Annotated in this window: 9 protein-coding genes; 7 read left to right on the top strand and 2 right to left on the bottom strand. The window is 68.2% G+C overall.

What is annotated here, in order from left to right; translation table 11 throughout:
- Positions 1-71: 71 nt before the first annotated feature.
- Positions 72-1,514, bottom strand: coding sequence for a CCA tRNA nucleotidyltransferase (locus OH735_RS18535; RefSeq protein ID WP_406382641.1), 1,443 nt, complete (start codon positions 1,512-1,514; stop codon positions 72-74).
- A gap of 183 nt (positions 1,515-1,697) precedes the next feature.
- Between OH735_RS18535 and OH735_RS18530 the strand changes: the two genes are divergently transcribed.
- The 7 genes from OH735_RS18530 (at position 1,698) to trxA (ending at position 11,349) form a co-directional block, all read left to right on the top strand.
- On the top strand, positions 1,698-3,995 hold the full coding sequence (locus OH735_RS18530) for a DUF6049 family protein (protein WP_406382640.1): 2,298 nt from the start codon (positions 1,698-1,700) through the stop codon (positions 3,993-3,995).
- Positions 3,996-4,044: 49 nt separating this feature from the next.
- Positions 4,045-6,213, top strand: coding sequence for a murein biosynthesis integral membrane protein MurJ (gene murJ / locus OH735_RS18525; RefSeq protein ID WP_406382639.1), 2,169 nt, complete (start codon positions 4,045-4,047; stop codon positions 6,211-6,213).
- 126 nt (positions 6,214-6,339) lie between these two features.
- Complete coding sequence (locus OH735_RS18520) at positions 6,340-8,058, top strand: serine/threonine protein kinase (RefSeq protein ID WP_406382638.1); 1,719 nt, start codon at positions 6,340-6,342, stop codon at positions 8,056-8,058.
- 156 nt (positions 8,059-8,214) lie between these two features.
- Positions 8,215-8,919, top strand: coding sequence for an RNA polymerase sigma factor SigM (gene sigM, locus OH735_RS18515; RefSeq protein WP_406382637.1), 705 nt, complete (start codon positions 8,215-8,217; stop codon positions 8,917-8,919).
- Positions 8,916-9,875 carry a hypothetical protein gene (locus OH735_RS18510; RefSeq protein ID WP_406382636.1) on the top strand — a complete coding sequence of 320 codons (960 nt, stop codon included), beginning with the start codon at positions 8,916-8,918 and terminating at the stop codon, positions 9,873-9,875. Before sigM ends, OH735_RS18510 begins: the two co-directional genes overlap by 4 nt.
- Before the next feature lie 134 nt (positions 9,876-10,009).
- Positions 10,010-10,972 (top strand): thioredoxin-disulfide reductase, encoded by a 963-nt coding sequence (gene trxB, locus OH735_RS18505; RefSeq protein WP_406382635.1) that lies wholly within the window; start codon positions 10,010-10,012, stop codon positions 10,970-10,972.
- A 47-nt stretch (positions 10,973-11,019) separates the two neighbouring features.
- Positions 11,020-11,349: a thioredoxin gene (gene trxA / locus OH735_RS18500; protein WP_266747322.1), complete on the top strand. Its 330-nt coding sequence runs from the start codon at positions 11,020-11,022 to the stop codon at positions 11,347-11,349.
- 81 nt (positions 11,350-11,430) lie between these two features.
- On the opposite strand, the gene OH735_RS18495 is transcribed toward trxA, so the two are convergent.
- Entirely contained in the window at positions 11,431-12,048 is a 618-nt protein-coding gene (locus OH735_RS18495; protein WP_406382634.1) for a GNAT family N-acetyltransferase, read from the bottom strand.
- Positions 12,049-12,261: the final 213 nt, after the last annotated feature.

Raw genomic sequence — 12,261 nt, 5'->3', positions numbered from 1 at the left:
TGCGGTCATGTTTCACGTGAAACATGACCGCACCCGTTTCCGTTCTCCTGCCGATCAGCCCTTCAGCGGCATCAGCTCTGCGCGGCCCACCACTTCCTGAGCTTCTCGATCGCCACGTCATGACCCAACGGTCCGTGCTCCAGTCGCAGCTCCAGTAGGAACGCGTAGGCCTTGCCGATCACCGGCCCGGGACCGACACCCAGCGTCTTCATGATCTCGTTGCCGTCCAGGTCGGGCCGGACAGCATCCAGCTCCTCCTGCTCCCGCAGCTGCGCAATGCGCTCCTCGAGCCCGTCATAGGTCCGCGAGAGGGCGGCGGCCTTACGCTTGTTCCGCGTGGTGCAGTCCGAGCGGGTCAGCTTGTGCAGCCGCTCCAGGAGCGGGCCCGCATCACGTACATAGCGGCGCACCGCGGAGTCGGTCCACTCTCCGTCGCCGTAACCGTGGAAGCGCAGGTGAAGCTCCACGAGCTTCGAGACGTCCTTGACCGTGTCGTTGGAGTACTTGAGCGCGGCCAGCCGCTTCTTGGTCATCTTGGCGCCCACCACCTCGTGGTGATGGAACGAGACGCGCCCGTCCTTCTCGAAGCGCCGTGTCCTCGGCTTGCCGATGTCATGGAGCAGAGCGGCAAGGCGCAGAACCAGATCGGGCCCGTCCTCCTCCAGGTCGATCGCCTGCTCCAGGACAGTCAGCGAGTGCTCGTAGACATCCTTGTGCCGGTGATGCTCGTCACTTTCCAGACGCAGGGCGGGGAGCTCCGGCAGCACCTGCTGTGCCAGTCCCGTGTCGACGAGGAGCGCCAGTCCCTTGCGAGGGTTGGCGGAGAGCAGCAGTTTGTTGAGCTCCTCCCGGACCCGCTCGGCGGAGACGATCTCGAGACGGCCGGCCATTTCCGTCATCGCCGTGACCACGTCGGGGGCGACGTCGAAGTCCAGCTGCGCGGCGAAGCGAGCAGCACGCAGCATGCGCAGCGGATCGTCGGAGAAGGATTCCTCGGGCGTTCCGGGGGTGCGCAGCGTGCGGTGGGCCAGGTCCTCAAGACCGCCATGAGGGTCGACAAATTCCTTCTGCGGAAGCGCGACGGCCATGGCATTGACCGTGAAGTCACGGCGGACGAGGTCTTCCTCGATGGAGTCGCCGTAGGACACCTCGGGCTTCCGTGAGGTCCTGTCGTACGCCTCCGACCTGTATGTGGTGACTTCGATCTGGTAGCCGTCCTTCTGGACACCCACGGTGCCGAAGGCGATCCCGACCTCCCACACCGAGTCGGCCCACGGCCGGACGATCTTCAGTACGGCCTCGGGGCGGGCATCCGTCGTGAAGTCCAGGTCGTTCCCGAGCCTGCCGAGAAGCGCGTCCCGGACCGAGCCGCCGACCAGAGCGAGACTGAATCCGGCATCCTGGAAACGGCGGGCGAGATCGTCGGCGACCGGTGACACCCGCAGCAGTTCGCTGACTGCGCGGTGCTGCACCTGGGTCAGGGCACGGGAGCTGTCTTCATTGGCGTTCGACACAACAGAAAAGGGTACGTGCCCGGACCGGCCCGGTCGTCCTGGTTTCGTCCCGCCCTGCGAGACTCTTCCGATCATGTAGCGGACTCCCCAGCACTTGGCACCCGCGCACATCGTTACCATGCGGGGACGCAGCAACCGACAACCATCGACACCAGCTGACGACGACGAGGGACGGGTAAGCGCGTGGCCGAGGCGGCAGACATTCAGGGGATCGGTCCCTCTCCTGCCCGCCGGTGGCTGCGGCGCACAGCCGCCACGATCATCGGGGCGCCGATCGTCGCCGTGCTGCTGGCCGGACCGACTGCGTCCGCCGCACAGACCGGCGGGACCGCAAAGGCCCCCACCGGCTCCGAGACGGTCGATGTGTCACTGAACACTCTCGCTCCGAGCGCACCGGTGAAGGGGGATAAGCTCACCGTCTCCGGCACTGTGACCAACAGGGGCAAGGAGGCGATCACGCAGGCGGAGGTCGACCTGCGAGTGGGGCCGAGGCTCTACGGCAGGATGTCGATCGACGCCGCGGCCAAGCGCACCGGTTACGTCCCCGGCAGCGACCCCGCCCCGCTCGGCGGCAAGTACACGGTGAAGCTTGCCAAGCTCTCTTCCGGAATCAGCCAGGACTTCACGCTGTCCGTCCCGGTCGACAAGCTCGGGCTCGGCGACGACGGCGTCTACCAGCTCGGTGTCTCGCTGTCGGGGCAGACCTCCCAGGCCCGGTACGACCACGTGCTGGGGATCCAGCGCACCTTCCTGCCCTGGCAGCAGGAGCAGCGTGACTCCAGGACGGAGGTCACCTATCTCTGGCCGCTCATCGCGTCGCCCCACGTCACCGCCGAAACCGGCTCCGACGATCAGCAGACCCCCGTGTTCGCGGATGACGACCTGGCCGCCGAACTCGCGCCGGGCGGGCGCCTCGAACAGCTGGTCTCGCTGGGCAGCCAGCTGCCTGTGACGTGGGTCATCGACCCGGATCTGCTGGCCGCCGTCGACGCGATGGCACGGAACTACCGCGTGAAGTCCGGCGACACCACCGTCGCCGGGAAGAACCAGGCCGTGGCGAAGAAGTGGCTCACCTCTCTGCAAGCCGCGGTGTCGGACGGCACGGTCGTCGCGCTGCCGTTCGCCGACCCCGATCTGGCTTCTCTCGCACACCGCGGCAAGAACGTGTCGGGCACCCTCAGCCACCTGCAGACCGCCACGGATGTGGCCGGGACAACGGTGCAGACCATCCTGCATGTGAAGCCGTCGACCGACTTCGCCTGGCCCGTCGACGGGGCGGTGGACCCGTCGATCATCGACGTCGCCACCTCGGCCGGCGCGCACAACATTATCGCCCGCAGCGACAGCCTCCAGGAGACCCGCGGTCTGTCGTACACGCCGACGTCGGCCCGTCCCATCGGCGGCGGCACCACCGCCGTCGTCGCGGACGCCCAGCTCTCCACGGCCTTCCAGGGCGATATGTCGAAGGCGGGGAAGTCCACCCTCGCTGTGCAGAAGTTCCTCGCGCAGACCCTCGCCCTGACCGAGCAGGACACGGGCGAGGAACGGAGCATCGTCGTCGCGCCGCAGCGGATGCCGACGGTCGCCCAGGCCCAGTCCATGGCCACCGCCCTGCACTCCCTCGACGACGAACGCTGGACCCAGTCCCTCGGGCTCGTCGACGCGGCCGAGGCGAAGCCCGACGCGGACGCGACGACCAGCGTCCCCGGCTCCTCCCAGTACCCGAAGCGGCTCCGCAGCCAGGAGCTGCCCACCCAGGCGTTCCAGGACATCAAGTCCACCCAGGCCTCGCTCAACAACTTCCAGGTCATCCTCGCCCGGCCGGAGCGGGTGGTGACCCCCTTCGGTAACGCGGTCAACCGGTCCATGTCGACGTCGTGGCGCGGCAGGCCGCTGGAGGCCCAGCAGTACCGGGACTCGGTACGCACCTATCTGCAGGGCCTGATCAACGAGGTCCAGCTCATCTCGAAGTCGGACGTCACTCTGTCCGGCCGCAGTGCCACGATCCCGGTGACCGTGCAGAACAGGCTGTTGCAGGGCGTGGACCACCTGGTCCTCCGGCTGAAGTCGGAGAACGCGACCCGGCTCAGGCTGAACGACGGCGGAGCCGTGGCGGAGCAGCCGATCCGGATCGCCGGCGGCCACAGTCAGTCCGTGAAGTTCGACGCCGCGGCCAACATCAACGGCCAGGTGCAGATGACCGCACAGCTCTACACCGAGGACGGCACGCCGTACGGCGGAGAGATGACCTTCACCGTGAAGGTCTCCGAGCTCACCCCGACCGTGCTGCTGGTGATCGCCGGCGGGCTGCTGCTTCTGGTCCTCGCAGGCATCAGGATGTACACCCAGCGCAAGCGGGCCAACGCCGGCGGTGCGGCCGGCGACGACGGCAGCGATCCCGAGCAGCCGAGTGACCCGACGCCGGACACCGGTCCGGAAAGCGGGGCACCGTCGGGCCCGGGTGAGAAAGTGGAACGTTGAGCGATGTCTGTCGTGGCCGGTCGGCCGGGGACGATGAGGTGGGGTTTCGATGAACGCGCCGTACGACGGTGACCGCGGTCGGGGTGCGGGTGGAGCCGGGTCTTCCGGTGGGCCCCCGGTCCCTCCCGCACCGGACCAGGTTCCGCCGACGCCCGATCCGTACCTGCAGTCCGCGTACGACTACGACCCCTACCGGGCCCAGGACCTGTCCGTCCAGGATCCGGTGACCGAGGCGCTGTACGACCGCGCCTCGCACCCTCCGCCACCACCTGGCACCTACCAGCAGCCCCATCCGCTCTACCAGCAGCCGCCCGCGGCGCAGTACCCACCCGACCCGCGCATCTGGGCACAGACGCCGCCCCCCGAGCCCGACGGACCGTCGCGGCACCTGCCGTACGGCGACAACCCGGCGACCACCCGGTTCGTCGGGGTCGACGATCTCGTCAGCCAGGCGTCCCACGACCGTGAACAGCCGGACGCCTTCGCCCACCTGTTCCGGGACCAGGAGGGCCCGGCAGGACCGGCAGGACCCTCCCCCGCCCCGGCCGAGCCCGAGCCCGCCCCGGCGCCCGCACCGCCCAAGTCCGGTGGCCGCGCCTCCAGCCTGCTGAAATCCAGCGCGGTCATGGCGGCCGGCACACTCGTGTCCCGGCTCACCGGGTTCGTCCGCAGCCTCGTGATCACCGCCGCGCTCGGTGCGGCACTCCTCGGCGACAGCTTCACCATCGCCTACACCCTGCCGACGATGATCTACATCCTCACCGTCGGCGGCGGGCTGAACTCGGTCTTCGTTCCCCAGCTCGTCCGTTCCATGAAGGACGACGAGGACGGCGGCGAGGCCTACGCCAACCGGCTGCTGACCCTGGTGATGGTCGCGCTCGGTGTGATCGTCGCGATCGCGGTCTTCGCCGCTCCGTGGCTGATCCACATGATGTCGCCGACGATCGCCGGGGACGCGGCCGCCAACAGCGTCGCCGTGACGTTCGCCCGGTACTGCCTGCCGACCATCTTCTTCATGGGCGTACACGTCGTGATGGGCCAGATCCTCAACGCCCGTGGCCGGTTCGGCGCGATGATGTGGACCCCGGTCCTCAACAACATCGTCATGATCTTCACGTTCGGCATGTTCATCTGGGTCTACGGCACCTCCGCCGAATCCCGGATGGGGGTCCAGACGATCCCGCCGGAGGGCATCCGGCTCCTGGGCATCGGAACGCTGCTCGGCCTGGTCGTCCAGGCCCTGGCCATGGTCCCGTATCTCCGCGAGGCCGGCTTCCGCTTCCGGCCGCGCTTCGACTGGAAGGGACACGGGCTCGGCAAGACGGTCAAGCTGGCGAAGTGGACCGTACTGTTCGTGCTCGCCAACCAGGCGGGCGTGATCGTCGTCACCCAGCTCGCGACGTCGGCGGGCAAACTGTCCGACAAGGACGGCACCGGCATCCTCGCGTACTCCAACGCCCAGCTCATCTGGGGCATGCCGCAGGCCATCATCACCGTGTCGGTCATGGCGGCCCTGCTGCCCCGCATCTCCCGCGCCGCCCACGACGACGACCCGGGCGCCGTCCGCGACGACATCTCTCAGGGACTGCGGAACTCGGCCGTGGCGATCGTGCCGGTGGCCTTCATGTTCCTCGCCCTCGGCCTGCCGATGTGCACCCTGCTGTATGCCTCCGCGGGCCCCGAAGCGGCCCGGTCCATGGGCTTCATCCTCATGGCATTCGGTCTCGGCCTGATCCCGTACTCCGTGCAGTACGTGGTGCTGCGAGGCTTCTACGCCTACGAGGACACCCGGACGCCCTTCTACAACACGGTCATCGTCGCCGCGGTCAACGCGGCCGCCTCGGCCCTCTGCTACGTGATCCTGCCGGCCCAGTGGGCCGTGGTCGGCATGGCTGCCTCGTACGGACTCGCCTACGCCGTCGGCGTGGGCATCGCCTGGCGACGGCTGCGCAACCGGCTGGGCGGCGATCTGGACGGCGCCCACATCGTCCGCACCTACGCCCGCCTGTGCCTGGCCGCCATCCCGGCAGCGGCGCTCGGCGGCGGCGTCGGCTTCGCTGTTCTCATGGGCCTCGGCGAAAGCGCCTTCGGTTCACTCGTCGCGCTGATCTGCGGTGGGGCCGTTCTGCTGGGCGTCTTCTTCGTCGCCGCCAAGCGGATGCGGATCGAAGAGATCAACGGCATGGTCGGCATGGTCCGAGGACGGCTCGGGCGCTGAAGATCGCAGCCGCACAACCATCACCGCCCTTTGCGTGTCGTGCATAGCGCCGGAGTGTGGGCACAATTGGCGTGACTGTGCAGGGCTGGCTGGCATCGCGCAACGGATGGGGAGGCAGGAACGACGGTGGCGGAACGTAGCACGGCTGCCGTCGACGTGGCCGACAACAGCGGTGATGAACCGCTGGCCGCCAAGGCGGACGAGGCCACGACCGACGGGACGGCGAAAGCTCAGGACACAACGGGCAACGAGCCTCAGGACACGGACGGTGAGCGCATCGGCTCCGAGGCCACTCTGCCGACCCCTGATCTGCACAGCGGGCACAAACTGGCCAGACGCTACCGGCTCGAAGAGTGCGTCACCCGACTGGACGGGTTCAGCAGCTGGCGCGCTGTCGATGAGAAACTGCGCCGCGCGGTCGGCGTCCATCTGCTGCCCGCCGACCACCCCCGAGCCCGGTCGGTGCTGGCCGCAGCCCGCTCCTCCGCGCTGCTCGGCGACCCGCGCTTCGTGCAGGTCCTCGACGCGGTCGAGGAGAACGACCTCGTCTACGTGGTCCACGAATGGCTCCCCGACGCCACCGAGCTCACCTCGCTGCTGGCCGCGGGACCGATGGACGCGCACGACGCGTACCAGCTCGTCAGCCAGATCTCCCAGGCCATGGCAGCCGCGCACCGAGAGGGCCTCGCGCATCTGAGGCTGACCCCGGGCGCGGTGCTGCGCAGCTCGACCGGGCAGTACCGGATCCGCGGCCTCGCGGTGAACGCCGCACTGCGGGGTATCACCGCCGACGGCCCGCAGCGCGCGGACACCGAGGCGATCGGCGCCCTGCTCTATGCCGCACTGACCCAGCGCTGGCCGTACGAAACCGATGCCTACGGTCTGTCCGGCCTGCCCAAGGGAGTGGGGCTGATCGCCCCGGACCAGGTACGGGCCGGTGTCCATCGCGGCCTGTCCGAGATCGCCATGCGCGCACTCGCCAATGACGGCGCCACTGCCTCCCGGCAGGAGCAGCCGTGCACCACCCCGGACGAACTGGCCAAGGCCGTCGCCGCGATGCCCCGTATCCGCCCCCCGGAGCCCACCTTCACAGCGCCTCCGGAGTACCAGCGCACGACCTACCAGCAGGGCACCTACGGGCGCCCGGCCACCGGCCCCGGCGTCACCACGCAACCCGTGATCGCCGTGCCCCCGGCCCCGCTCCAGAGCCGCACCGGCAAGGTCCTCAAGTGGGCGGTGTCCGCGCTGCTCATCGCCGCACTGGGTCTCGGCAGCTGGCAGCTCGCCGAGACGCTTCTCGAACGCAGCAACGACTCGGGGAACGACGACACCACGCAGACGACCCCGGAGAACGACGACAACAAGCCTCCGGCCCCGCTCAAGCCGCTGCGGATCGCCGGTGCGACGGAGTTCATGCCCAGTGGCTCAGGGATAAAGCAGAAGGACGTGCCGAACGCCATCGACGGCAGTGCGACTACCGCCTGGGTCACCCCCCGCTACCAGGGCTACGCAAATTTCGGCAATCTCGCGCCCCGTAGGGATGGCAGCGGCATAGTCGTCGATCTGGGCAGTGTCCAGGACGTCAACGGCATCAAGGTCGAGATGTTCCGCAGCGGGCAGAAGGCCGAAGTGCTCGCGGCCGATGCGAACGCCTCAGCCCCGTCGTCCCTCTCGGACTTCCCTCAGCGCCTCACCAAGCTCGCGACGGTGGGGAGCGATCTGAAGGAGTCCCTCGCCAAGCCCGTACGGACCCGCTTCGTGCTGATCCACATCACGGAGCTCCCGTCGGACGGGACGTCCGACGGCTTCCGTGGCGGAATCTCGGAGATCTCGGTACTGGGCTGATACGGAAGGCCGGTGGGAGCGGGCTCCCACCGGCCTTCCGCGCACCGTCAGGGCCGGCCGCTCGATCTCATACCGTTCGTCTTCCGCCCCCTGCCCCTGCTCACTCGAATCGTGATAGACAGACGCACCTTGACGCAGAGAGGGAGGGAGGGGGAGGTGGCCGCCGAGCCGTCGGAACCACTCAGCGACTCAGACCTCCTCGCTCGCCATGTGGCCGGTGAACCCGACGCCTTCGGCGAGCTCGTACGACGCCACCGCGACCGGCTGTGGGCCGTGGCACTGCGGACCCTGGGCGACCGCGAGGAAGCCGCCGACGCCGTCCAGGACGCGCTGGTCTCCGCTTTCCGGGCCGCCCACACCTTCCGCGGCCAGTCCGCCGTCACCACCTGGCTGCACCGCATCACCGTCAATGCCTGCCTCGACCGGATCCGTAAGGCGGCCACCCGCAAGACCTCGCCGGTCGATGACACCGAACGGTTCGACCAGCTCCTCGAACCGCACGAGTCCGCCGAGGCCCCGGCGGAGCGCCGGGACCTGCACCGCGAACTCCTGGCCGCACTCGCCACTCTCCCCGCAGAGCAGCGCGCCGCCCTGGTCCTCGTGGACATGCAGGGCTACCCCGTGGCCGAGGCGGCACGCATCCTCGACGTACCGACAGGCACCGTGAAGAGCCGCTGCGCGCGGGGCAGAGCCCGGCTGGCTCCTCTGCTCACCCACCTACGCGGTGAGGGCACAGGAGCCGAGGAAGCCGCCATGGGAAGGAACCGGACGCCGCGCGCATCCGTCCCACCCGCATCGGGGCCGAGGGACGCGGAGACAAGCGATCCTGCTGCAGTGAAGGGTGGAGGTGGGCGCGCATGACATCAACGACCGAAACGACCCAGCACCCGGATGTCTCGGAGATCTCCGATCTCACGGAGGGGCTGCTCCCGCCGTCACGTGCGGCAGAGGTACGCGGCCATGTGGACGGCTGCGCGCTCTGCGGCGATGTCCATGCCTCACTCGCGGAGATCCGCGATCTGCTCGGCACCGTGCCCGCGCCCCAACACATGCCCGACGATGTCGTGGACCGCCTCGACGCCGCGCTCGCCGCCGAGGCTCTCAGTACCACGGCGTCGGTCGGCGCAGTGCCGCATGTTTCACGTGAAACAGAACCTCCCGTCGCACAGAAGCCGGACGCGGAGCCCAGCCTCTCGGACCGCCCTGCCGGGCATCCCCGGGCGACCACTGGCCCCGGCCGCCGATCGGCCCGGCGCCGCCGCCGCACCGCCGTGCTCGGCACCGCACTCGGTGCAGCCGTGGTCGGCGTGAGCGTCTTCATGCTGCAGAACGTCCAGTCGTCGTCCCAGGAGGATGCCAGCCTCAAGGCGGCGGACCACGGCTCCAGCTCTGCGCCAAAGGGCACAGGAACCTTCACGGCGTCCACCCTCGAAGGCCGGGTCCAAACACTCCTTCTGAGTGCCAACGCAAAATCATCGAGTCCGGACGGTACCGACGCCGAAAAACAGGCACCGCCGTCCGTCGATATCCAATCGACGCCCAAGAGCGACTCTCCCGGGTCCGAGTCGCCTCAAGCGCCGTTGCGTGCACCCGCCGTATCCGTCCCACTCTGTGTAGAGCAGGGCATCGGGCGGAAGACCGCGGCCCTCGCCATGGAAGAAGGCACCTACGAGGGCACGGATGCCTTCCTCGTCGTCCTGCCGCACCCCTCCGACGCGACCCGCGTCCAGGCGTATGTCGTCGATGCGGCCTGCGTCCGGGAAAAGTCCGCCGCCAAGGCGGAGCTACTACTGACCCACGCCTACGCGCGCCCCTGAAAATCGTGCCGGAACGCCGCCCCGGCACGTCGGGAATGCATCCCCCGTAGGATCCGTTGGGTGGGGTGAGAGTCGTTGAACCGACCCCATCAGGCGTGGACAGTAGGCAGTCTGCAGAGACGAGGAAGAAACCCGTGAGCGACGTCCGTAATGTGATCATCATCGGCTCCGGCCCCGCGGGCTACACGGCCGCCCTTTACACCGCACGCGCCTCGCTGAAGCCGCTGGTGTTCGAGGGCGCCGTCACCGCCGGCGGTGCTCTGATGAACACCACCGACGTGGAGAACTTCCCGGGCTTCCAGGACGGGATCATGGGCCCCGAGCTCATGGACAACATGCGCGCCCAGGCCGAGCGCTTCGGCGCCGAGCTCGTACCCGATGATGCCGTCTCCGTGGACCTCACCGGCGACATCAAGACGGTCACCGACACCGCCGGCACGGTGCACCGCGCCAAGGCCGTCATCGTGACGACCGGCTCCCAGCACCGCAAGCTGGGCCTGCCCAACGAGGACGCCCTCTCCGGCCGCGGCGTCTCCTGGTGCGCGACCTGTGACGGGTTCTTCTTCAAGGATCAGGACATCGCAGTGGTCGGCGGCGGCGACACCGCGATGGAGGAAGCAACCTTCCTCTCCCGCTTCGCCAAGTCCGTCACCATCGTCCACCGCCGTGACTCGCTGCGTGCCTCCAAGGCCATGCAGGACCGCGCCTTCGCCGACCCGAAGATCAAGTTCGCCTGGGACAGCGAGGTCGCAGGAGTCCACGGCGAGCAGAAGCTGTCCGGCCTGACCCTTCGGAACACCAAGACCGGTGCAACGTCCGAGCTCGCCGTGACCGGCCTGTTCATCGCAGTGGGCCACGACCCGCGCACCGAGCTCTTCAAGGGGCAGCTCGAACTCGACGACGAGGGCTACCTCAAGGTCGACGCCCCCTCGACGCGCACCAACGTGAACGGTGTCTTCGGCGCCGGTGATGTCGTCGACCACACCTACCGACAGGCCATCACCGCTGCTGGCACCGGCTGCTCGGCCGCTCTCGACGCCGAGCGCTTCCTCGCTGCGCTCGCCGACGACGAGACGGCCGCCACGGCCGCCGTCTGACAAACGCCTCTCACTCCACACACCCCTAAGAAGTTAAGGAGGCCGCCGTGGCCGGCGACCTGAAGAACGTGACCGACGACTCCTTCGACGAGGTCGTCCTGAAGAGCGAGAAGCCGGTACTGGTGGACTTCTGGGCCGCCTGGTGCGGTCCGTGCCGCCAGATCGCGCCCTCCCTGGAAGCCATCGCTGCCGAGCACGGCGACGAGATCGAGATCGTCAAGCTCAACATCGACGAGAACCCGGCCACGGCCGCCAAGTACGGCGTCATGTCCATCCCGACCCTGAACGTCTACAAGGACGGCGAGGTCGCCAAGACCATCGTCGGAGCCAAGCCGAAGGCCGCTCTCCTCCGCGACCTCGAAGGCTTCATCAGCTAGTAGCCGTGGCTCGATGTTTCACGTGAAACGGGTCCATCCCCAAGGGGGTGGACCCGTTTCTCATGGTCGTGTTCGTTCGGATCACAGCGGCCGCAGCGCCGGTTCCTTCTGGACGGCACCCAGCAATCGATCCAGTGCCAGCTCGACGTCTTCCTTCCAGGAGAGCGTCGTCCGCAGTTCCAGTCTCAGCCGCGGATGGACAGGATGCGGCCGTACGGTCTTGAAGCCGACCGCGAGGAGATGATCCGCGGGAAGCACACAGGCAGGTTCCTTCCACCGGGCATCGCCGAAAGCCTCGATCGCCTTGAATCCCCGACGCAGCAGATCCTTCGCGACGGTCTGCACCATGACTCGGCCCAGTCCCTGCCCCTGGTAGCCCGGCATGATCCAGGCAGTCATCAACTGCACGGCATCGGGGGAGACAGGGCTCGTAGGAAAGGCCATCGAACGCGGTACATAGGCCGGTGGTGCGTAGAGAACGAAGCCCACCGGAACATCGTCGACATGGACAACGCGGCCGCACGAACCCCACTCCAGCAGAACGGCCGAGATCCATGCCTCTTTCTCCAGCTCGGGCGTTCCCGCCTTTACTGCAGCTTCGCCGCTGACCGGATCAAGCTCCCAGAAGACACACGAGCGGCAGCGCTTCGGGAGATCGGAAAGATTGTCCAGTGTGAGCGGTACGAGCCGGCGCCCCATGAAGGCTGTTCCTCGCTTCCTTCGCCCGCCGCATCGCGTGCGGCAGTCAGTGCACTCCGTTCCAGGAGCAGACTGCCGACGAACCCTCCGACAGCGGCCCCCAGGCCCAGCCCCACTGCCACCAGTCGGCAATGACTCACTGATCGCATGGCCCTCCCTCCACCGAGGTGGCTCAGAACGGATGTGCCATACCAGAACGCATCGTATCCACCC

The sequence above is a fragment of the Streptomyces sp. NBC_01618 genome (genome assembly GCF_045209435.1).
Taxonomy (GTDB): Bacteria; Actinomycetota; Actinomycetes; order Streptomycetales; family Streptomycetaceae; genus Streptomyces.
This window is presented reverse-complemented; position numbering and strand designations above follow the sequence as displayed.